Annotated in this window: 19 protein-coding genes; 10 read left to right on the forward strand and 9 right to left on the reverse strand. The window is 60.0% G+C overall.

Annotated features, from left to right (window positions below; translation table 11 throughout):
- Position 1 precedes the first annotated feature (1 nt).
- Both HKK53_RS31645 and HKK53_RS31650 read left to right on the forward strand, forming a co-directional pair.
- Complete coding sequence (locus HKK53_RS31645; protein ID WP_169374016.1) at positions 2-1204, forward strand: HlyD family secretion protein; 1203 nt, start codon at positions 2-4, stop codon at positions 1202-1204.
- Positions 1205-1405: 201 nt separating this feature from the next.
- Positions 1406-2935 (forward strand): DHA2 family efflux MFS transporter permease subunit, encoded by a 1530-nt coding sequence (locus HKK53_RS31650; protein WP_169374017.1) that lies wholly within the window; start codon positions 1406-1408, stop codon positions 2933-2935.
- Positions 2936-3061: 126 nt separating this feature from the next.
- On the opposite strand, the gene lpxH is transcribed toward HKK53_RS31650, so the two are convergent.
- Together lpxH and HKK53_RS31660 are read right to left on the reverse strand one after the other, a co-directional pair.
- Positions 3062-3814 (reverse strand): UDP-2,3-diacylglucosamine diphosphatase, encoded by a 753-nt coding sequence (gene lpxH / locus HKK53_RS31655; RefSeq protein ID WP_169374018.1) that lies wholly within the window; start codon positions 3812-3814, stop codon positions 3062-3064.
- Positions 3811-4317, reverse strand: a complete 507-nt coding sequence (locus HKK53_RS31660; protein WP_169374019.1) for a peptidylprolyl isomerase — start codon at positions 4315-4317, stop codon at positions 3811-3813. The genes lpxH and HKK53_RS31660 overlap by 4 nt, the downstream gene beginning before the upstream one ends.
- A 251-nt stretch (positions 4318-4568) precedes the next feature.
- Here HKK53_RS31660 and HKK53_RS31665 point away from each other — a divergent pair, with 251 nt between their 5' ends.
- Both HKK53_RS31665 and cysS read left to right on the forward strand, forming a co-directional pair.
- Entirely contained in the window at positions 4569-6269 is a 1701-nt protein-coding gene (locus HKK53_RS31665) for a glutamine--tRNA ligase/YqeY domain fusion protein (RefSeq protein ID WP_123508903.1), read from the forward strand.
- A gap of 18 nt (positions 6270-6287) precedes the next feature.
- Positions 6288-7670: a cysteine--tRNA ligase gene (cysS, locus tag HKK53_RS31670; RefSeq protein WP_169374020.1), complete on the forward strand. Its 1383-nt coding sequence runs from the start codon at positions 6288-6290 to the stop codon at positions 7668-7670.
- A gap of 128 nt (positions 7671-7798) precedes the next feature.
- Here the strand turns inward: cysS and HKK53_RS31675 are convergent, their stop codons facing one another.
- Positions 7799-9625 carry a sigma-54-dependent Fis family transcriptional regulator gene (locus tag HKK53_RS31675; RefSeq protein ID WP_169374021.1) on the reverse strand — a complete coding sequence of 609 codons (1827 nt, stop codon included), beginning with the start codon at positions 9623-9625 and terminating at the stop codon, positions 7799-7801.
- Positions 9626-10095: 470 nt separating this feature from the next.
- Between HKK53_RS31675 and HKK53_RS31680 the strand changes: the two genes are divergently transcribed.
- Genes HKK53_RS31680 through HKK53_RS31705 form a run of 6 tightly spaced genes read left to right on the forward strand, consistent with a single transcriptional unit; the run spans position 10096 to position 16032 of the window.
- Complete coding sequence (locus HKK53_RS31680) at positions 10096-11190, forward strand: ABC transporter ATP-binding protein (protein ID WP_169374022.1); 1095 nt, start codon at positions 10096-10098, stop codon at positions 11188-11190.
- Complete coding sequence (locus HKK53_RS31685) at positions 11190-12287, forward strand: ABC transporter ATP-binding protein (protein ID WP_169374023.1); 1098 nt, start codon at positions 11190-11192, stop codon at positions 12285-12287. The genes HKK53_RS31680 and HKK53_RS31685 overlap by 1 nt, the downstream gene beginning before the upstream one ends.
- Positions 12284-13150 carry a carbohydrate ABC transporter permease gene (locus tag HKK53_RS31690; RefSeq protein ID WP_169374024.1) on the forward strand — a complete coding sequence of 289 codons (867 nt, stop codon included), beginning with the start codon at positions 12284-12286 and terminating at the stop codon, positions 13148-13150. The genes HKK53_RS31685 and HKK53_RS31690 overlap by 4 nt, the downstream gene beginning before the upstream one ends.
- Before the next feature lie 8 nt (positions 13151-13158).
- Entirely contained in the window at positions 13159-13959 is an 801-nt protein-coding gene (locus HKK53_RS31695; protein WP_169374025.1) for a carbohydrate ABC transporter permease, read from the forward strand.
- 10 nt (positions 13960-13969) lie between these two features.
- On the forward strand, positions 13970-14242 hold the full coding sequence (locus HKK53_RS31700) for a DUF2160 domain-containing protein (protein WP_033049407.1): 273 nt from the start codon (positions 13970-13972) through the stop codon (positions 14240-14242).
- 47 nt (positions 14243-14289) lie between these two features.
- A complete protein-coding gene (locus tag HKK53_RS31705) occupies positions 14290-16032 on the forward strand; it encodes an ABC transporter substrate-binding protein (protein ID WP_169374026.1) in 1743 nt (580 codons plus the stop codon).
- Between the two features lie 561 nt (positions 16033-16593).
- On the opposite strand, the gene nuoN is transcribed toward HKK53_RS31705, so the two are convergent.
- The 6 genes from nuoN to nuoI are packed head-to-tail and all read right to left on the reverse strand — an operon-like array spanning position 16594 to position 22855.
- Positions 16594-18057: an NADH-quinone oxidoreductase subunit NuoN gene (nuoN, locus tag HKK53_RS31710; protein WP_123403085.1), complete on the reverse strand. Its 1464-nt coding sequence runs from the start codon at positions 18055-18057 to the stop codon at positions 16594-16596.
- Positions 18058-18064: 7 nt separating this feature from the next.
- Entirely contained in the window at positions 18065-19597 is a 1533-nt protein-coding gene (gene nuoM, locus HKK53_RS31715) for an NADH-quinone oxidoreductase subunit M (protein WP_123403083.1), read from the reverse strand.
- Between the two features lie 40 nt (positions 19598-19637).
- Entirely contained in the window at positions 19638-21491 is a 1854-nt protein-coding gene (nuoL, locus tag HKK53_RS31720) for an NADH-quinone oxidoreductase subunit L (RefSeq protein WP_149659923.1), read from the reverse strand.
- Complete coding sequence (gene nuoK, locus HKK53_RS31725; RefSeq protein ID WP_133838688.1) at positions 21488-21796, reverse strand: NADH-quinone oxidoreductase subunit NuoK; 309 nt, start codon at positions 21794-21796, stop codon at positions 21488-21490. The genes nuoL and nuoK overlap by 4 nt, the downstream gene beginning before the upstream one ends.
- 3 nt (positions 21797-21799) lie before the next feature.
- The gene (nuoJ, locus tag HKK53_RS31730; RefSeq protein WP_169374027.1) at positions 21800-22300 is read right to left on the reverse strand and encodes an NADH-quinone oxidoreductase subunit J; all 501 of its coding nucleotides are present in this window, start codon (positions 22298-22300) and stop codon (positions 21800-21802) included.
- Positions 22301-22309: 9 nt separating this feature from the next.
- A complete protein-coding gene (gene nuoI, locus HKK53_RS31735; protein WP_177331423.1) occupies positions 22310-22855 on the reverse strand; it encodes an NADH-quinone oxidoreductase subunit NuoI in 546 nt (181 codons plus the stop codon).
- Between the last annotated feature and the right edge of the window lies 1 nt (position 22856).

Here is a 22856-nt window from a genome sequence, read left to right on the forward strand (position 1 = left end):
CATGGCCACTGCCGAAACTGCAAAAGCTCCTGAAAACGCTCAAGACACGAGCAACCCGCGTAAACGCAAAGTCATGCTGACCGTGCTGGCAATTCTGGTAATCCTCGCCAGCCTCGGCGTCTGGGCCTATCACGAACTCTACGGGCGCTGGAACGAAAGCACCGACGATGCCTACGTGAACGGCAACGTGGTGGAAATCACCCCGCTGGTCACCGGCACCGTGGTCAGCATCGGCGCTGACGATGGCGACCTGGTCCATGAAGGCCAGGTGCTGGTCAACTTCGACCCGAACGACGCCGAAGTCGGGCTGCAAAGTGCTCAGGCCAATCTGGCCCGCACCGTGCGCCAGGTCCGTGGCTTGTACAGCAACGTCGACGGCATGCGCGCCCAGGTCAATGCCCAGCAGGCCAACGTGCAAAAAGCCCAGGACAACTTCAACCGCCGGAAAAACCTCGCCGCCGGCGGCGCGATTTCCCAGGAAGAACTGTCCCACGCTCGCGACGACCTGACCTCGGCACAAAACGCCCTGGCCAATGCGCAACAACAGCTGAAAACCACCAGCGCGTTGGTCGATGACACGGTTGTGTCGTCGCACCCGGACGTGATGTCTGCCGCCGCGAACTTGCGTCAGGCTTATCTGAACAATTCCCGCAGCACCTTGATTGCGCCGGTCACCGGTTACGTCGCCAAACGTTCCGTGCAACTGGGCCAACGGGTTCAGCCAGGCACCGCGCTGATGGCGGTAATTCCGCTGGATCAACTGTGGATCGACGCCAACTTCAAGGAAACCCAGCTGCGCGACATGCGCATTGGCCAGCCAGTGGACATCGAAGCCGACCTGTACGGCAGCGACGTGAAGTTCAGCGGCACCATCGACAGCCTCGGCGCCGGTACCGGTAGCGCGTTTGCCCTGTTGCCGGCGCAGAACGCCACCGGTAACTGGATCAAGATCGTGCAGCGTGTGCCGGTGCGGATTCACGTCAACGCCGAAGAACTGGCCAAGCACCCATTGCGGGTTGGCCTGTCGACTCAGGTGGACGTGAACCTGCAAGACCAGAGCGGCCCGGTGCTGGCGCAACAGCCACCACAAAAGGCGTCGTTCAGCACCAACGTCTATGACCGTCAGTTGGCCGAGGCCGACGCGATGATCACGCAGTTGATCCATGACAACAGCGCTGCGGTCAGCAAGACCGCGCAACGCTGATTCGCCATCACACCAACCCTGTGGGAGCAAGCCTTTGTGGCGAGGGAGCTTGCTCCCGCTGGGTCGCGAAGCGGCCCCAAAAGCTTTACGACTGCTTCGCAGTCGGGCGGGAGCAAGCTCCCTCGCCACAAAGGCCCGCTCCCACAAGGTCAGCTGCGTCTGTAACAGGCGGCGCGCCAGCCAAGTTTCAAAGGATTAGCGATGAGCAATAACGCGTCTTTCACGCCGCCCAGCCTGGTGCTCAGCACCATCGGCCTGTCGCTGGCGACCTTCATGCAAGTGCTCGACACCACCATCGCCAACGTGGCCTTGCCGACGATTTCCGGCAACCTGGGCGTGAGTTCAGAGCAGGGCACTTGGGTGATCACTTCGTTCGCCGTGAGTAACGCCATCGCGTTGCCGCTGACCGGTTGGCTGAGTCGGCGTTTCGGTGAAGTGAAGCTGTTTCTCTGGGCGACGATTCTGTTTGTGCTGGCCTCGTTTCTCTGCGGCATCTCCACATCGATGCCGGAACTGATCGGCTTCCGTGTGCTGCAAGGCCTGGTGGCCGGGCCGTTGTACCCGATGACCCAGACGCTGCTGATCGCGGTCTATCCGCCCGCCAGGCGCGGCATGGCCCTGGCGTTGCTGGCGATGGTCACGGTGGTGGCGCCGATTGCCGGACCGATCCTCGGTGGCTGGATTACCGACAGCTATAGCTGGCCGTGGATCTTCTTTATCAACGTGCCCATCGGGATTTTCGCGGTGATGGTGGTGCGCTCGCAGCTCAAGGCGCGTCCGGTGGAAACCAGCCGCCAGCCGATGGATTACGTCGGTTTGATCACGCTGATCATTGGCGTGGGGGCGTTGCAGGTGATCCTCGATAAAGGCAACGACCTGGATTGGTTCGAGTCGAATTTCATCATCATTGGCGCAGCGATTTCGGTGATTGCCCTGGCGGTGTTCATCATCTGGGAGATGACAGACAAGCACCCGGTGGTGAACCTGCGACTGTTCGCTTACCGCAACTTCCGCATCGGCACCATCGTGTTAGTGCTGGGTTATGCCGGGTTCTTTGGCATCAACCTGATCCTGCCGCAATGGCTGCAAACCCAGATGGGCTACACCGCCACCTGGGCCGGGCTGGCGGTGGCGCCGATCGGGATTCTGCCGGTGCTGATGTCGCCGTTTGTCGGCAAGTACGCGCACAAGTTCGACCTGCGTCTGCTGGCCGGCCTGGCGTTCCTGGCGATTGGCTTGAGCTGCTTTATGCGCGCCGGGTTCACCAACGAGGTGGACTTCCAGCACATCGCCCTGGTGCAGCTGTTCATGGGGATTGGCGTGGCGCTGTTCTTTATGCCGACCTTGAGCATCCTGATGTCGGACCTGCCGCCGAGCCAGATCGCCGATGGCGCGGGCCTGGCGACGTTCCTGCGGACCTTGGGCGGTAGTTTTGCGGCGTCGCTGACCACTTGGATCTGGATTCGCCGGGCCGATCAGCATCACGCGTACTTGAGCGAAAGCATCACCACCTACGACCAACCGACCCGGGATGCGTTGAACACCCTGGGCGGCGCGAGTACCCCGGCGTATGCACAGCTCGATCAGGTGCTGACCAGCCAGGCGTACATGCTCTCCACCGTGGATTACTTCACGTTGCTCGGGTGGGGGTTCCTGGGGTTGATGCTGATTGTGTGGCTGGCGAAACCGCCGTTTGCGGCGAAGGCCGGGCCTGCGGCCTCCGGCCACTAGAGGGCTGATCGTTCCCACGCTCTGCGTGGGAATGCCTCAACGGACGCTCCGTGTTCGGCTTTGGAGGGAACGCGGAGCGTCCCGGGCTGCATTCCCACGCGGAGCGTGGGAATGATCAGGCCACGATCAGGCAGAAGGGGCGGCCAATTGCGGTGGCGGAGCGAAGTTGAACGGGGCGAGGGCAAACCCTTGCTCATCCACCTGCAACGCCCACCCCTGACGATCCCAATCCCCCAACACAATGCGCTTGGCCGCCTGCTCGCCAATCTGCAACTTGTGGATTGCGGGGCGATGGGTATGCCCATGGATCAGCGTCTTCACGCCATATTCCTGCATGATCCGCGGCACTTCCTCGGGCGTGACATCGACAATGTCATTGGCCTTCATCCGCGTCTGCGCCCGGCTTTCACTGCGCAGTTTGCGCGCCAGTTTGTGCCGGGTGCTCAATGGCAGGTGTCGCAGGATGAACAGGGTGACGGGATTACGCAGGTAGCGACGCAGCTTCATATAGCCGACATCGCGGGTGCAGAGGCTGTCGCCGTGCATCAAGAGCACCGGCTCGCCCGCGAGCTGCACGACACTCGGGTCCTTCAATAATGTGCAGCCGGCCTGTTTGCAAAAGGCCTTGCCGAGCATGAAGTCACGATTGCCGTGCATCAGAAAAATGGCCGTGCCGCTGTCGCTGAGATCGCGCAGGGCCTGGCAGATGGAACGCTGGAAGGGTGTCATGGCATCGTCGCCAATCCACGCCTCGAAAAAGTCGCCCAGGATGTACAGCGCACTCGCCGAGCGGGCGCGTCCGGCGAGTAAATCCAGAAACGCCCGGGTAATGTCCGGGCGCTCCTCTTCCAGATGCAAGTCTGAAATCAGCAGTATCACGCTTCGATGATCTCGGCTTTCTCGATGATCACGTCTTCTGCTGGTACGTCCTGGTGGCCGGACTTCATGGTGGTGGAAACACCTTTGATCTTGTCCACGACTTCAGTGCCGGAAACCACTTTGGCGAAGACAGCGTAGCCCCAGCCCTGGGTGGTTTTGGCGCTGTGGTTCAGGAAGCTGTTGTCAGCCACGTTGATGAAGAACTGCGCGGAAGCCGAATGCGGCTCCATGGTGCGAGCCATGGCCACGGTGTACTTCTCGTTCGGCAGGCCGTTGTCGGCTTCGTTCTGGATGCTTGGGCGCTTGTCTTTCTTTTCTTTCATGCCTGGCTCGAAACCGCCGCCCTGGATCATGAAGTTACCGATCACGCGGTGGAAAACGGTGTTTTCGTAGTGGCCGGCCTTGACGTATTCGATGAAGTTGGCAACGGTCACCGGTGCCTTTTCAGCGTTCAGTTCCAGGACGATGTCGCCATGGTTGGTGGTCAATTTGACTTGGGTCATGATCGTACTCTTTCTATGAATTCGTGGGTTTCGGGGCATCAGAGCCCGCAACCGGTCTGGTCTGTCTCAACCAAGGTGCGCAGTTTAGCGCGACAGGCGCGAATTTCGAGGCTGTTTTTCATTTGCAGCCGATTAAATGCAGCCGTTTTCAGGCCTGCCGCTGTCAGCGGCTTGACAGCATCGGCTATGATAGCGGCTTTGTTTTGTCAGGCCTTTAGTTCCGGCCGCGCACTCGTACGTTCAAGGATCCTATGAGCAAGCCCACTGTCGACCCTACCTCGAATTCCAAGACCGGCCCTGCTGTGCCGGTCAATTTCCTGCGCCCGATCATCCAGGCGGACCTGGACTCGGGTAAGCACACGCAGATCGTCACCCGTTTCCCGCCTGAGCCCAACGGCTACCTGCACATCGGTCACGCCAAGTCGATTTGCGTGAACTTCGGCCTGGCCCAGGAATTTGGCGGCGTCACGCACCTGCGTTTCGACGACACCAACCCGGCCAAGGAAGACCAGGAATACATCGACGCGATCGAAAGCGACATCAAATGGCTGGGCTTCGAATGGTCCGGTGAAGTGCGCTACGCCTCGCAGTATTTCGACCAGTTGCACGACTGGGCCGTCGAGCTGATCAAGGCCGGCAAGGCCTACGTCGATGACCTGAGCCCGGAGCAAGCCAAGGAATACCGCGGCACCCTGACCGAGCCGGGCAAGAACAGCCCGTTCCGTGACCGTTCCGTGGAAGAAAACCTCGACTGGTTCGCCCGCATGAAGGCCGGCGAATTCCAGGACGGCGCACGTGTGCTGCGGGCCAAGATCGACATGGCCTCGCCGAACATGAACCTGCGCGACCCGATCATGTATCGCATCCGCCACGCCCATCACCACCAGACCGGTGACAAGTGGTGCATCTACCCGAACTACGACTTCACCCACGGTCAGTCGGACGCCATCGAAGGCATCACCCACTCGATCTGCACCCTCGAGTTCGAAAGCCACCGTCCGCTGTACGACTGGTTCCTGGACGCTTTGCCAGTGCCGGCGCACCCGCGTCAGTACGAATTCAGCCGCCTGAACCTGAACTACACCATCACCAGCAAGCGCAAGCTCAAGCAACTGGTCGATGAAAAGCACGTGTTCGGCTGGGACGATCCGCGCATGTCCACGCTGTCGGGCTTCCGCCGCCGTGGCTACACCCCTGCGTCGATCCGCAATTTCTGCGACATGGTCGGCACCAACCGTTCCGACGGCGTGGTCGATTTCGGCATGCTCGAGTTCAGCATCCGTCAGGATCTGGACCAGAACGCTCCGCGCGCCATGTGCGTGCTGCGTCCGTTGAAAGTGGTGATCACCAACTACCCGGAAGATCAGGTCGAGAACCTCGAACTGCCGCGTCATCCGCAGAAAGAAGAACTGGGCGTGCGCCAACTGCCGTTCGCCCGTGAAATCTACATCGACCACGATGACTTCATGGAAGAGCCGCCAAAAGGCTACAAGCGCCTGGAGCCGAACGGCGAAGTGCGCCTGCGTGGCAGCTACGTGATCCGCGCCGACGAAGCAATCAAGGACGCCGATGGCAACATCGTCGAACTGCGTTGCTCCTACGATCCGGAAACCTTGGGCAAGAACCCTGAAGGCCGCAAGGTCAAAGGCGTGGTGCATTGGGTGCCGGCAGCGGCCAGCGTCGAGTGCGAAGTGCGTTTGTACGATCGCCTGTTCCGCTCGCCGAACCCTGAAAAGGCGGAAGACAGCGCCAGTTTCCTGGACAACATCAACCCTCAATCGCTGCAAGTTCTCACGGGTTGTCGTGCGGAGCCTTCGCTGGGCAATGCACAGCCGGAAGACCGTTTCCAGTTCGAGCGCGAAGGTTACTTCTGCGCGGATATCAAGGACTCGAAACCGGGCGCTCCGGTCTTCAACCGTACCGTGACCTTGCGTGATTCGTGGGGCCAGTGATTCAAGGAAACAACTAAAGTGCTAACGATCTACAACACGCTCACCAAGAGCAAAGAAGTGTTCAAGCCGCTGGATGGCAACAATGTGCGCATGTACGTCTGCGGGATGACCGTGTACGACTACTGCCACATTGGCCACGGCCGCAGCATGGTCGCGTTTGACCTGATCACCCGTTGGTTGCGTTTCAGCGGTTATAACCTGACCTATGTGCGCAACATCACCGACATTGAAGACAAGATCATCAATCGGGCCAAGGAGAACGGCGAGCCGTTCGACGTGCTGACCGAGCGCATGATCACCGCGATGCACGAGGACGAGGCGCGCCTCAACATTCTCAAGCCGGATATGGAACCGCGGGCCACCGACCACATCGCTGGCATGCAGACCATGATCCAGACCCTGATCGACAAGGGTTACGCCTACGCCCCGGGCAATGGCGACGTGTACTACCGCGTAGCCAAGTTCATGGGCTACGGCAAGTTGTCGCGCAAGAAGATCGAAGACCTGCGCATCGGCGCGCGGATCGAAGTCGACGAGTCGAAACAGGACCCGCTGGACTTCGTGCTGTGGAAAGGCGCCAAGCCGGGCGAGCCGAGCTGGCCATCGCCGTGGGGCGACGGTCGTCCGGGCTGGCACATCGAATGCTCGGTGATGTCGACTTGCTGCCTGGGCGAGACCTTCGACATTCATGGCGGCGGCAGCGACCTTGAGTTCCCGCACCATGAAAACGAAATCGCCCAGAGCGAAGCGGCCACCGGCAAGACCTACGCCAACGCGTGGATGCATTGCGGCATGATTCGCATCAATGGCGAGAAGATGTCCAAGTCCTTGAACAACTTCTTCACCATTCGCGACGTGCTGGAAAAGTACCACCCGGAAGTCGTGCGTTACCTGCTGGTGTCGAGCCACTACCGCAGCGCGATCAACTACTCGGAAGACAACCTCAAGGACGCCAAGGGCGCACTCGAGCGTTTCTACCACGCGTTGAAAGGCCTGCCGAACGTCGCGCCTGCTGGCGGTGATGCCTTTGTCGAGCGCTTCACCCAGGTGATGAACGACGACTTCGGCACGCCGGAAGCGTGCGCGGTGCTGTTCGAGATGGTTCGCGAGATCAACCGTCTGCGTGAGAGCGATCTCAATGCGGCGGCGGGTCTGGCGGCTCGCTTGAAAGAACTGGCCAGCGTTTTGGGTGTGTTGCAGCTTGAGGCGGATGACTTCCTGCAGGCCGGCGCTGAAGGGCGGGTTGATGCGGCGCAAGTCGATGCGCTGATTGCTGCGCGTCTGGCGGCTCGTGCCGGCAAAGACTGGGCCGAATCCGACCGCATCCGCGACCAGCTCACCGCCATGGGCGTGGTGCTGGAAGACGGCAAGGGCGGCACGACCTGGCGTTTGGCTGACTGATCGCTGCGCTTGCCTCACTGATCGTTCCCACGCTCTGCGTGGGAATGCCTCCACGGACGCTCCGCGTTCGGCTTTGGAAGGGACGCGGAGCGTCCCGGGCTGCATTCCCACGCGGAGCGTGGGAACGATCACTGCCGCAGACGTTTGTACAAAGTGTTTCGGCTAACGCCTAACCTACGGGCCAAATGCGAGATATTCCCCCCGGCCGCCTGCAACAACCGATTTAAATCTTCGGCATCATTCAAATCCACCGCCAATGGCTCCGGCGTCTCCACCGGCTCCATCTCCAGATCGACAAAAAAATCATCCGGCAAATGCTCGGGCCGCACCGGTTGCTCCTCGGCCATGGCCAACGCGACCTGCATCACGCTGCTGACCTGCCTCAGATTCCCCGGCCATGGATGACGGCCGAACAATTCCATGACTTCACGGCTCAACCCGGCCCATTGCGACGGCTCGCGGTGTTGCTCCCACAACCGTTTGAACAGTGCCTGTTTGTCGCTGCGTTCCCGTAATGGCGGCAGCTCTAGCGTTAAACCGCCGATCCGGTAATACAGATCTTCCCTGAACCGTCCGAGCTGCACCTGTTCGCGCAACGAACGGTTGGTCGCCGAAATAATGCGAATGTCGACCGGGAACAACTCGCTGCTGCCCACCGGCTGCACGCAACGTTCCTGCAAAACCCTTAACAACCGCGCCTGAGTCGGCAGCGGCATGTCGCCGATTTCATCGAGGAACAGGGTGCCTTTATCAGCCTTGCGAATCAGGCCGATGCTGCCTTTCTGGTTCGCGCCGGTGAATGCGCCTTTCTCGTAGCCAAACAGCTCCGACTCGACCAGTTCGGCGGGGATCGCTGCACAGTTGACGGCGATGAAGGGTTGTTTGTTGCGGGAGCTGGCCTGGTGCAGGGCTTTGACGAAGACTTCCTTGCCGACTCCGGTTTCGCCGTGGATCAGCAGCGGAATGTCTTTCTCCAGCAAGCGCTCGGCCTGGCGTACGGCTTTTTCCACGCGACTGTCGCCGAAGTGCAGGGTGTTCAGGCTGATCGCTGTTGGCGTTGCAACGCGGGGTTCTGCAAACACCCGCGCCTGAATCGGCGCCTGCTTCGGCCGCTTCAACAAACACTGGAAACGGTTACGCCCGGAGGCTTGCAGGGCAAATGGCAAGCCATCGGGTTGGTTCAGCAACTCCAGCAGCGACACCTTGAACAAGCTCTCGACACTGACCCGGGACAGACTGATCCCCAGCAAATTATCAGCCCGGCGATTGGCCGACAGCACTTGCCCGGTCTCATCGAAAATCAGCAACCCGGCCCATTGGCTGTCGAGGTTGTTCAGCCCGGTGTTGAAGGTCAGTTGAAAATGCTGGCCATGGAACAGGTTGAGGATCAGCCGGTTTTCCACGGTCTGGCTCATCATCTTGACCATGCCGAGCGTGTGGGACGGCGGCAGGTAGCTGTCGCTGGACACATCGAGCACGGCGATGACCTTGCGCTCGGCATCGAAAATCGGCGCGGCAGACCCCGTCATAAAGCGGTTGGCTTTCAGAAAGTGTTCATCGTGCTCGATATGCACCGCCTGCTCGCAGGCCAGGGCGGTGCCGATGGCATTGGTGCCGCTGCAACGCTCCATCCAACTGGCGCCGGCGCTGAAGCCACGGGTCAGGCTCGGTTCGATAAAGCGCTGGGTGCCCCAGGAGGTGAGCACCTGGCCCTGGTTGTCGGCGAGCATGATCAGGCAATTGGAGTTGCTCAGGATGTTCTCGTAATACGGCAGAACTTCCTGATGGGTGGTCTGCACCAGGGAATGCTGGCTCTCCAGCAATTGTGCGATGCCGTCGGCCGGCAGCTGGTCGAAGGTCGGCACGCTGTGATGGTTGAGACCGAACGCGCGGCAACGGGACCAGGAGTCCTGGATGATGGCGTCGTGGGAGAGCGGCGAGGCAGGTACGGCCATGGCAGTCGATCTCTGAGCAAAGCTTTTATTGTTTTTGTTATGGGTAAACGCATTGTGCTTTTTTACAGGTTGCTACGGCTTGAGGCGATCCTGTAGCAGCTGGCGAAGCCTGCGTTCGGCGACGAAGTCGTCGTAAAACCTGTATTCGCGGTCATCCTGACACACAGTGGCGCCTGACTTTACGACGACTGCGTCGCCGAACGCAGCCTTCGGCAGCTGCTACAAGGACGTGCGCAATTCGGGATTTCTCGCAGTAAAAGCATCCGTAGATTGTTGTTCACTATTGTTCATTGTCAACCGTCGAACTGTTCAATTGTTCAGTCGCGATTGTTCATTTCTGTTCAGCAACGAACGCGGTTTTCCGCGCTTTCGCAGGTTTTTCAAGCCCGATCAAAGACTTGTGTTTTCTGGCACGAATGTCGCTCTATCGCTACGGTCGCTTGACTCCAAATAATAAAAAAGGCCGAGCCATGTCACTCACCCTGGAGCACGTCAGCCGTACCGTCGAGGGCCAGACCTGGATCGACGATGCGTGCCTTGTTTTCGAACCCGGATCCTTCAACGTTTTGCTCGGCCGCACCCTGTCCGGCAAAACCAGCCTGATGCGCCTGATGGCCGGCCTGGACAAGCCCGACAGCGGGCGCATCCTGATGAACGGCGTCGACGTCACCCAGCGCCCGGTGCGGCTGCGCAACGTATCGATGGTTTATCAGCAGTTCATCAACTACCCGACCATGACGGTGTTCGAGAACATCGCCTCGCCGTTGCGTCAGGGCGGGGTTTCCAACGAACTGATCCAGAGCAAAGTGCTGGAAACCGCGAAGATGCTGCGCATCGAGAAGTTTCTCCAGCGCCATCCGCTGGAACTGTCCGGCGGCCAGCAACAACGTACGGCCATGGCCCGGGCGCTGGTCAAGGATGCCGAGCTGATCCTGTTCGACGAACCGCTGGTCAACCTCGACTACAAACTGCGCGAAGAACTGCGCCAGGAAATGCGCGAGCTGTTCAAGGCGCGGCACACCATCGCCATCTACGCCACCACCGAACCCAACGAAGCCCTGGCGCTGGGCGGCACCACCACCATTCTCCACGAAGGCCGGGTGATCCAGAGCGGCAAGTCCTCCGAGGTCTATCACCAGCCGCAAACGGTGCTGGCGGCGGAGTTGTTTTCCGAGCCGCCGATCAACCTGATGCCGGGGTGTATTGCCGGCAACGAAGTCAGTTTCGCCAATTTCGTGCACTTCCCGTTGAACGTCGATCTGCGCCCGGTGGGCGAGGGCGAGTTCCGGTTTGGCGTGCGCCCGAGCCATATCTCGCTGGTGCCGAGTAACGACGACGACCTGGAACTGGCGGTGACCGTCGAGGTGGCCGAGATCAGCGGTTCGGAAACTTTCCTGCATGTGCGCAACGAGCATTTCCTGTTGGTGCTGCACTTGCCGGGCGTCCACGAATACGACGTCGATGCGCCGATTCGCATCTATATCCCGACCCATAAACTGTTTGTGTTCGATATGCAGGGGCGGCTGGTCCAGGCGCCCGGTCGCCGTATCGCGAGGGTTGCCTGATGGCCGAAATCCGTTTGCAGAACCTCGCCCACAGCTACACCCGCACGCCAAGCGGCCCCGAGGATTACGCGATTCGCGAGATGGACCACGTCTGGGAACAGGGTGGGGCCTACGCCTTGCTCGGACCGTCGGGCTGCGGCAAGTCGACCTTGCTTAACATCATTTCCGGGTTGCTCAGCCCGTCCCAGGGCCAGGTGCTGTTTGACGGCAAAGTCGTGAACGACCTGACCCCGGAGAAGCGCAACATCGCCCAGGTGTTCCAGTTTCCGGTGGTCTACGACACCATGACCGTGTTCGATAACCTGGCGTTTCCGCTGCGAAACCAGGGCATGAACGAGGCGAAAATTCACAGCAAGGTGCAGGAAATTGCCGAGGTCCTCGACCTCCAGGCGCTGCTGAGCAAAAAGGCCCGTAACCTCACCGCCGACGAAAAACAGAAAGTCTCCATGGGCCGTGGCCTGGTGCGCGATGACGTGTCGGCGATCCTGTTCGATGAGCCGCTGACGGTGATCGACCCGCACCTGAAGTGGAAGCTGCGACGCAAGCTCAAGCAGATCCACGAGCAGTTCAACATCACCATGGTCTACGTCACCCACGATCAGCTCGAAGCCTCGACCTTTGCCGACAAGATCGCGGTGATGTACGGCGGGCAGATCGTGCAGTTCGGCACGCCACGGGAACTGTTCGAACGGCCGAGCCACACCTTTGTCGGCTATTTCATCGGCAGCCCGGGGATGAACCTGATCGATGTGCAGCCGCAGCCCGGCGGTGTCGGGTTCGCTTCGACGCACTTGCCGCTTTCCGACGCGATGCAGCAACAAATCGCCGACAAACCGTGGAAAACCCTGAAGGTCGGCATCCGCCCGGAGTTCGTCCACGTGTGGGACGAGCCATTTGATGACGCGATGCAGGCACAGGTCGTACACATCGAAGACCTCGGCACCTACAAGATCATGACCCTCAACCTCGACGGTGCACCGCTGAAAGTGCGCCTGGCCGAAGACAAACCGGTGCCCGAAGGCACGGCGTATATCAGTTTTCCGGCGCAGTGGTTGATGGTCTATGCCGACGATTACCTACTGGAGGTGCAGCCATGAACAAGGTGCAGAACAACAAGGCCTGGTGGCTGGTGTTGCCGGTGTTCCTGCTGGTGGCATTCAGTGCGGTGATCCCGATGATGACCGTGGTCAATTACTCGGTGCAGGACATCTTCGACCAGTCCAGCCGCTACTTCGTCGGCGCCGACTGGTACAAACAGGTGCTGCTCGATCCACGGCTGCACGACTCGCTGCTGCGGCAGTTCATCTATTCCGGCTGCGTGCTGCTGATCGAAATCCCCCTGGGCATCGGCATCGCCCTGACCATGCCGACCAAGGGCCGCTGGTCGTCGCTGGTACTGATCATCCTGGCGATTCCGCTGCTGATCCCGTGGAACGTGGTCGGCACCATTTGGCAGATCTTCGGCCGCGCGGACATCGGTTTGCTCGGTTCCAGCCTCAATGCGATGGGCATGAACTACAACTATGCGTCCAACACCATGGACGCCTGGGTCACCGTGTTGGTGATGGACGTCTGGCACTGGACCTCGCTGGTGGCGCTGCTGTGCTTCTCCGGTCTGCGGGCGATTCCGGACGTGTACTACCAGGCGGCGCGGATTGATCGGGCGTCGGCCTGGGCGGTGTTCCGCCATATCCAGTTGCCCAAACTCAAGAGCGTGCTGCTGATCGCCGTGATGTTGCGCTTCATGGACAGCTTCATGATCTACACCGAGCCATTCGTGCTCACCGGCGGTGGTCCGGGGAATGCCACGACCTTCTTGAGTCAGACCTTGACCCAGATGGCTGTAGGGCAATTCGACCTCGGCCCGGCGGCGGCTTTCTCGCTGGTGTACTTCCTGATCATCCTGTTGGTGTCCTGGCTGTTCTACACGGCCATGACTCACTCTGACGCCAACCGCTGAGGTCTGCCATGAGTAAAAGAAAGCTCATTCCGCTGCTGATCTACATCCTGTTCCTGCTGGTGCCGATCTACTGGCTGCTGAACATGTCCTTCAAGAGCAACACCGAAATCCTCGGCGGGCTGACGCTGTTTCCGCAGGATTTCACCCTGGCCAACTACAAGGTGATCTTCACCGACCCGGCCTGGTACACCGGTTACCTCAACTCGCTGTATTACGTGAGTCTGAACACGGTGATTTCGCTGAGTGTGGCGTTGCCAGCGGCGTACGCGTTCTCGCGGTATCGCTTTCTCGGCGACAAGCACTTGTTCTTCTGGCTGCTGACCAACCGCATGGCGCCGCCGGCGGTGTTCCTGCTGCCGTTCTTCCAGCTGTATTCCTCGATCGGCCTGTTCGATACCCACATCGCCGTGGCTTTGGCCCATTGCCTGTTTAACGTGCCGCTGGCGGTGTGGATTCTGGAAGGCTTCATGTCCGGGGTTCCCAAGGAAATCGACGAAACCGCCTACATTGATGGCTACAGCTTTCCGAAGTTCTTCGTGAAGATTTTCGTGCCGTTGATTGGCTCGGGCATCGGTGTGACGGCGTTCTTCTGCTTCATGTTTTCCTGGGTCGAACTGCTGCTGGCGCGCACGCTGACCTCGGTCAACGCCAAACCGATCGCGGCGGTAATGACCCGCACGGTCTCTGCGTCCGGTATCGACTGGGGCGTGCTGGCGGCGGCGGGGGTGTTGACCATCCTGCCGGGCATGCTGGTGATCTGGTTTGTTCGCAACCACGTGGCCAAGGGCTTTGCCCTGGGCCGGGTCTGAGGAGCTGATGATGGAATGGATGAGCTGGACGGTCCCGACAGCGGTGTTTTTCATCGTCATAGGCCTGATTCTGGTGGGCATGACGACTTGGGAATTGCGTTCGCCGAGCATCCTGCGGCGGGGTTTGTTGCCGATTGCCACCACCCGTGGCGATCGCTTATTTATCGGTCTTCTCGGCAGCGCCTACCTGCATCTGCTGGTAATCGGCGTCACCGACTGGAGCATCTGGGTCGCGTCCGCGTTGTCCCTGGTGTGGCTGTTGGCTGTGATGCGTTGGGGCTAGTCGAATCGCTCGGCAAAGTTGCTCCGAAACTTAAACAGGAGGTCTCTATGTTCGACAAAAACAATAAGCTGCGACATAGCATTTCATTGGCAGCCCTGCTGGCACTCAGCGGTTTGAGCGCGACGGCCTGGGCCGATGCTTACGAAGACGCGGCGAAAAAGTGGATCGGCAGCGAATTCAAGCCGTCCACCCTGACGGCCGATCAACAGCTCGCGGAATTGAAATGGTTCATCAAGGCGGCTGAGCCGTTTCGCGGGATGAACATCAAGGTCGTCTCGGAAACCCTGACCACTCACGAATACGAGTCCAAGGTGCTGGCCAAGGCCTTCACTGAAATCACCGGGATCAAGCTGACCCACGACCTGCTGCAAGAAGGCGACGTGGTGGAAAAGCTGCAGACCGTGATGCAGTCGGACAAGAGCATCTACGACGGCTGGGTCAACGACTCGGACCTGATCGGTACGCACTTTCGTTATGGCAAGACCGAGTCGATCACCGACCTGATGGCCAATGAAGGCAAGGATTTCACCTCGCCGACCCTGGACATCAAGGACTTCATCGGCATTTCCTTCACCACCGCGCCCGACGGCAAGATCTATCAACTGCCCGACCAGCAGTTCGCCAACCTCTACTGGTTCCGCGCCGACTGGTTCGAACGGCCGGAGCTCAAAGCCAAGTTCAAGGAAAAATACGGCTACGAATTGGGCGTACCGGTGAACTGGTCGGCTTATGAAGACATCGCCAAGTTCTTCAGCGAAGACGTCAAGGAAATCGACGGCAAGCGCATCTACGGGCACATGGACTACGGCAAGAAAGACCCGTCCCTGGGTTGGCGTTTCACCGATGCCTGGTTCTCCATGGCCGGTGGCGGCGACAAGGGCATTCCCAATGGCTTGCCGGTGGACGAGTGGGGGATTCGCGTGGAGGACTGTCACCCGGTCGGTTCCAGCGTGACTCGCGGCGGCGACACCAACGGCCCGGCGGCGGTCTTCGCCACGCAGAAATACGTCGACTGGCTCAAGGCCTACGCGCCGCCGGAAGCGGCAGGCATGACCTTCTCCGAATCCGGCCCGGTGCCATCCCAAGGCAACATCGCCCAGCAGATCTTCTGGTACACCGCGTTTACCGCCGACATGACCAAGCCTGGCCTGCCGGTGATGAACACCGACGGCACGCCGAAATGGCGCATGGCGCCATCGCCGCGTGGCCCGTATTGGGAAGAGGGCATGAAGCTGGGCTATCAGGACGTGGGTTCCTGGACCTTCCTCAAATCCACGCCTGAAAAACAAAAACTCGCGGCCTGGCTGTACGCGCAGTTCGTGACCTCGAAAACCGTGTCCCTGAAGAAAACCATTGTCGGCCTGACACCGATTCGCGAGTCGGACATCAACTCCCAAGCCATGACCGACCTGGCGCCGAAACTGGGTGGCCTGGTCGAGTTCTACCGCAGCCCGGCCCGCGTGCAATGGACCCCGACCGGGACCAACGTGCCGGACTATCCACGTCTGGCACAACTGTGGTGGAGCCACATCGCCGAAGCCGCCAGCGGCGAGAAAACCCCACAACAGGCGCTCGATGGCCTGGCCAAGGACCAGGACGCGATCATGACGCGGCTCGAACGCTCCAAGGTGCAACCGGTGTGCGGACCGAAAATGAACCCGGAACGGGATGCGCAGTATTGGTTTGATCAACCGGGGGCGCCGAAACCTAAATTGGCGAATGAGAAGCCTAAAGGTGAAACGGTTAGCTACACCGAACTGTTGAAATCGTGGGCGGATGCGCGTAAGTAAGCTTCTGTACTGAGAAAGGCGAACGGCACCGAAAGGTGCCGTTTTTATTTGTGGCTGATGGACCGCCTTCGCGAGCAAGCCCGCTCCCACAGGGATCCGTGGCAAACACATTATTTGTGAGCAACCCCGAACCACTGTTGGAGCGGGCTTGCTCGCGAAGGCTGCGGCACAGGCAACAGACTTCTCCTGCTCGAACCCTATCCTCAAAAACACTGATCACCTGTTGTTGCCGATTCTTTGCAAGAAACTCCAAACCGTCCATGAGTTCGGCAAAAATATCACGCTTCATTGTTTGATCTCTGTCGATATCCAATCAACGAAGTTAATGGCAAATGCCTTGAGTCGGATGTCAGCCGATGCCTACTGCCACGCAGGCATTTTCCGAAAGAGGGGAAAGCAATAAGATCAAAAGATCGCAGCCTGCGGCAGCTCCTACATAGGGACGGCGTGCGTTCTGTAGGAGCTGCCAAAGGCTGCGATCTTTTGATCTTGAAACCCTAAAACGCAAAAACGGCACCCGAAGGTGCCGTTTCTGTTTTCTACCGCGTATCGCTTAAGCGATCAACCCGCCAACCCGGCCTGTTGAACCAGGACCAGCAACGGCTGCGGATACAGCCCAAGGAAGAACGCCAGTGCGGCGATGGCCAGCAGCATCACGCCGCCTGCCTTTTGTTCCCAGTGCAGTTGCGCATCGTGGCGACGCAGGTTCGGCTCGATCAGGTACAGGGTGACCATCACGCGCAGGTAGTAGAAGACGCCGATGGCGCTGCCCAGTACCAGGGAACCGACCAGCCACCATTGATGCGACTCGACGCCGGTAGCGATGATGTAGAACTTGCCGATGAAGCCCGCGGTCAGCGGGATACCGGCCAGGGACAGCATCATCACGGTCAGTACGGCGGTCAGGTACGGACGGCGCCAGAACAGGCCGCGGTATTCGTACAGGGCGTCGGCGTCCCGGCCTTTGTACGGCGAGGACATCAGGGTGATCACGCCGAACGCGCCGAGGCTGGTGATCACGTAGGTGACCAGGTACACGCCGATGGCTTCCACGGCCAGACCCTTGCTCGCCACCAGGGCGATCAGCAGGTAACCGAAGTGGGCGATGGACGAGTAACCCAGCAGACGCTTGAGGTTGCTCTGGGTCAGTGCCAGCAGGTTACCGAACAGGATCGACGCGATGGCGATGATGGTCAGCACGTCGCTCAGAACACCGCTGCTGGCAGCAGGGGAGATCTGGAACAGACGCACCATCACCGCAAACACGGCGACTTTCGAAGCCGTGGCGAGGAACGCGGCAACCGGCGCAGGAGCCCCTTCGTAAACGTCCGGGGTCCAGAGGTGGAACGGTACCAGCGACAGCTTGAACGCCAGGCCGATCAGCATCATGCCCAGGCCCATTTGCGCCAGGGAACTTGGCAGGCCAGTAGCGGCCAATGCTTGACCGATACCGACGAAGCTCAGGCTGCCGGAGTCGGCATACAGCAGCGCCATACCGAACAACAGGAACGCCGAACCGGCGGCCGACAGCACCATGTACTTGATACCGGCTTCCAGCGAACGCTTGTTGAAGAAGGCATAAGCCACCAGACCGTAGACCGGCACCGACAACAGTTCCAGACCGATGAACAACCCGGCCAGGTGTTGCGCGCTGACCAGAACCAGGCCACCGGCGGCGGCCATCAGGATCAGCAGGTACAGTTCTTCGCGGTTGCCCGGGTAACCCGTGCCGCCATCGCCGAGGTAGGCGTGGGCGAGGGTCACACAAGCGAGGGTGGCGACCAGGATCAGCGCCATATACAAGCAAGCGAAGTTATCGATCTGCAGCAGCGGTGTCACGGCCAGGGGCGCGACTTTCAAGGCTGGCAGGATCGACAGCAACGCCAGGTTCAAACCCGCCACGGAAATCAGGAAGGTCTGCGAGTGGTTGCGGCGCCAGGCGATGGCCAGCATCACCACGATGATCGTGGCGGTGGTGATCAACAACGGCGCGAGCGCGATAAAGTGTTGAGTCGTGAATTCCATAGCGCTCTTACCGGGCCGAAGCGAGTTGAGTGAAGGCGGTACCGAGCCACTGCTGCACGCCATGCATCGTCGCGGCAGAAGTGTCGAGGAACGGTTGCGGGTACACGCCGATATAAATCAGCAGTACCGCCAGACCGACCACCATGATCAGTTCGCGACCATCCATGCCATGCAGCACCGCGTCCGACTTGGACGGGCCGAAGTAGGCACGATGGATCATGATCAGCGAGTAGACCGAACCGAACACCAGGCCCGACGTCGCGATCGCAGTGATCCACGGCGCAGCGGCGAAGGTGCCGATCAGGATCAGGAACTCACCGACGAAGTTACCGGTACCCGGCAAGCCCAGGGAAGCAGCGGCGAAGAACAGGCTGATGGCCGGCAGGTAAGCGATCTTCGACCACAGGCCACCCATTTCACGCATGTCGCGGGTGTGGGTGCGTTCGTACAACTGACCACTCAGGATAAAGAGTGCAGCGGCCGACACACCGTGCGCCAGCATCTGCATCACTGCGCCCTGCAGCGCCAGTTGGCTGCCGGAGTAGATGCCGATCAACACGAAACCCATGTGGGAAACGGAGGAGTAGGCGATCAGACGCTTGATGTCGGTTTGGGCGAAGGCCAGGAACGCACCGTAGAAGATCCCGACCAGACCGAGGGTCATGGCGATCGGCGCGAACTCGGCCGAGGCATTCGGGAACAGCGGCAGGGCGAAACGCAGCAGACCGTAAGCCGCCGTCTTCAACAGGATACCGGCCAGGTCGACCGAACCTGCGGTTGGCGCCTGGGCGTGAGCATCAGGCAACCAGGAGTGGAACGGCACGACCGGCAGCTTCACCGCGAAGGCGATGAAGAAGCCGAGCATCAGGATGTACTCGGTGGTGAGCGACATCTTGGTTTTCAGCAGGTCGGCGTAGTTGAACGTGATCACGCCGGTGCTGTTGAAGTTGACCAGCACCAGACCCAGGATCGCCACCAACATGATCAGGCCGGAAGCCTGGGTGAAGATGAAGAACTTGGTCGCCGCGTAGATCCGGGTTTTCTTGCCGTCCGAAGAACTGTGACCCCAGAGCGCGATGAGGAAGTACATCGGCACCAGCATCATTTCCCAGAAGAAGAAGAACATGAACAGGTCGAGGGCGAGGAACACGCCGACGACACCGCCCAGGATCCACATCAGGTTCAAGTGGAAGAAACCGACGTGACGCTGGATCTCTTTCCACGAGCAGAGTACCGAGAGGATACCCAGCAAACCGGTCAGCAGGATCATCAGCAGCGACAGGCCGTCGAGGGCCAGGTGCACGCTGATGCCGAAGCGCTGGATCCAGATGTGCTTGAACTCAAGCGCCCAGACCGGATCGGCGCCAGGCGCCGGAGCAAATGAATAGTTACCGTGGGCCCACAGCCAGAGGCCGAGAGCGAGTTCCAGGGTCATGGTCAACAGCGCAATCCAGCGGGGGAGGGTAGCGCCGAAGCGCTCACCCATCCAGCACAGCAGGCCGCCGATGAAGGGGATCAGGATTAGCCAAGGCAGAATCATGACGGGCTCAATTCCTTTCGCAAGTTCGCAAGGTTCATATTCAGACCGCTACCAGCACGATGGCGCCGATGACCAGCACGGAGCCGGCTGCCATCGAGGCCGCGTACCAACGCAGTTGACCGGTTTCGGTACGGCTCAGGGCGGTGTGGCCGCCTTTGGCCATACGCGGGATCAAACCGATGGTCTGATCGAGCGGGTCTTTGCGCAGTGCGTGGCTGATCGCAAGGTATGGCTTGACGAACAGTTTGTCGTAGATCCAGTCGAAGCCCCAGGCAGCGAACCACCAGGCCGAAAGGAAGCGGCCGATGCCGCTGTTGGCGATTGCAGTGACGAAACGACGCTTGCCGAGGAACAGCAGCGCGGCCAGCAGGATACCGGCCAGGGCAATGGCGCCCGAAGCGATTTCCAGACTGTGCTTGGCTTCGCCGCCGGCATGGCCGACGCTCTCTGGCAACACGCCGTGCAGCGGTGGCACGATCATCGCGCCGACGAAAGTCGACAACACGATCAGCACCGACAGTGGCAGCCAGTGAGCGATGCCGTGACCGGCGTGGGCTTCGGTCTTCGCTTCACCGTGGAACGCGATGAAGATCAGGCGGAAGGTGTACAGCGAAGTCATGAACGCGCCGACCAGACCTGCGTACAACAGACCGTGGTTGCCGCTGGCGAACGCTTCCCAGAGGATTTCGTCCTTGGAGTAGAAGCCTGCGGTCACCAGTGGCAGGGCCGACAGTGCCGCGCCGCCGACGATGAAGCTGGTGTAGGCCAGCGGCAGTTTCTTCCACAGGCCGCCCATCTTGAAGATGTTCTGCTCGTGGTGGCAGGCAACGATCACCGCACCGGAGGCAAGGAACAGCAGCGCCTTGAAGAAGGCGTGGGTCATCAGGTGGAAAATCGCGCCATCCCATGCACCAACGCCCAGGGCCAGGAACATGTAGCCGATCTGGCTCATGGTCGAGTAGGCGAGGATACGTTTGATGTCGGTTTGTACCAGTGCCGCGAAACCCGCCAGAACCAGCGTCACACCGCCGACGACGCCGACCAGGTGCAGGATATCCGGCGCCAGGGCGAACAAGCCGTGAGTACGAGCGATCAGGTAAACACCTGCGGTCACCATGGTCGCGGCGTGGATCAGTGCCGAAACCGGGGTAGGACCGGCCATCGCATCCGCCAGCCAGGTTTGCAGCGGCAGTTGCGCGGATTTACCGACAGCGCCGCCCAGCAGCATCAGGGTCGCCAGGACGATCCAGAAGTCGCCGACCTGGAACTTCTGCGGTGCCAGCACCAACAGTTCCTGGACGTTCAGCGTGCCCAACTGTTGGAACAGGATGAACAGGCCGATGGCCATGAACACGTCGCCGATCCGGGTCACGATAAAGGCTTTGAGTGCCGCGTTACCGTTGTTGCGGTTGCTGTAGTAGAAACCGATCAACAGGTACGAGCACAGGCCCACGCCTTCCCAGCCGAAGTACAGGAACAACAGGTTATCGCCCAGGATCAGGAACAGCATGCTGGCGATAAACAGGTTGGTGTAGGCGAAGAAGCGCGAGTAACCGTCTTCACCGCGCATGTACCAGGACGCGAACAAGTGGATCAGGAAGCCGACGCCGACCACCACACCGAGCATGGTGACCGACAGGCCATCCAGGTACAGGGCGAAGTTAGGCGTGAAGCCTTCAACGGCCATCCACTGCCACAACACTTGCGTGTAGTGACCGCCTTCCGGCGGGGCGACGTTGAATTGCCAGATCACATAAGCGGCGACGATCGCCGACAGGCCGATGGAACCGACGCCAATCAGCGCCGACAGGTTTTCCGAGAAGCGGCCGCGTGAGAACGACAGCAGCAGGAAACCTATGAGAGGGAATACGAAAGTCAGATAGAGAAGATTCATCCGCGCATCTCGCTGGCAGCGTCGATATCGAGAGTGTGGAAGCGGCGATACAGCTGCAACAGAATCGCCAGGCCAATACTGGCCTCGGCGGCTGCCAGGCTGATCACCAGGATGAACATGATCTGTCCATCCGGCTGGCCCCAGCGGCTACCGGCGACGATGAACGCCAACGCGGAGGCATTCATCATGACCTCCAGGCTCATCAGCACGAAGAGAATGTTGCGGCGGACCATCAGGCCGACCAGACCGAGGCAGAACAGGATGCCGGCAACCGCCAGGCCATGTTCCATTGGGATAGCAGGCATGACTTACTCCTTCGCCTCGTTACGGCCGAGATGGAACGCCGTGACGGCTGCGGCGAGCAGCAACATCGAGGCGAGTTCGACCACCAGCAGATACGGACCGAACAGGCTGATGCCCACGGCTTTTGCATCTACGGTGGTGTGGCCGACGGCCTGGCCGCTGGAATGGCTGAACAGGACGTACAGCAGTTCAGCCAGCAGCAGGGCGCCGAGAACCACCGGGCCGAGCCAGATGCCGGGCTTGAGCCAGACGCGCTCTTGCTGAACCGAGGCCGGGCCAAGGTTGAGCATCATCACCACGAACACGAACAGCACCATGATGGCGCCAGCATAGGCGATCACTTCCAGCACACCGGCGAACGGTGCGCCGAGGGCGAAAAAGGTCATCGCCACGGCAATCAGCGAAATGATCAGGTAGAGCAGGGCGTGCACAGGGTTGGTGTTGGTGATCACGCGAAGCGTGGCCACAACCGCGATACCCGATGCGAAATAGAAAGCGAATTCCATCTTTCTTCCTTAAGGCAGCAAGCTCTTCACGTTGATCGGTTCGGCTTCATTCTGCGCGGCGCCTTTCGGCTTCCCGGCAATCGCCATACCTGCAACACGATAGAAGTTGTAATCAGGGTTTTTGCCGGGGCCGGAGATCAGCAGATCTTCTTTCTCGTAAACCAGGTCCTGACGTTTGAACTCGGCCATCTCGAAATCCGGTGTCAGCTGGATCGCGGTGGTCGGGCAGGCTTCCTCGCAGAGGCCGCAAAAGATGCAGCGCGAGAAGTTGATGCGGAAGAAGTCCGGGTACCAGCGACCGTCTTCGGTTTCGGCTTTCTGCAGCGAGATGCAACCGACTGGGCATGCCACGGCGCACAGGTTGCAGGCTACACAACGCTCTTCGCCATCAGGGTCGCGGGTCAGGACGATACGGCCACGGTAGCGCGGCGGCAGGTACACGGCTTCTTCCGGGTACTGCAGCGTGTCGCGCTTGCGGAAGGCATGGCCGAAGATCATCACCAGGCTGCGAAGCTGGGTGAAGAAGCCATGCACGATGTCAAATATGTACTTCATG

It is taken from the genome of Pseudomonas sp. ADAK7, from assembly GCF_012935675.1.
Taxonomy (GTDB): domain Bacteria; phylum Pseudomonadota; class Gammaproteobacteria; order Pseudomonadales; family Pseudomonadaceae; genus Aquipseudomonas.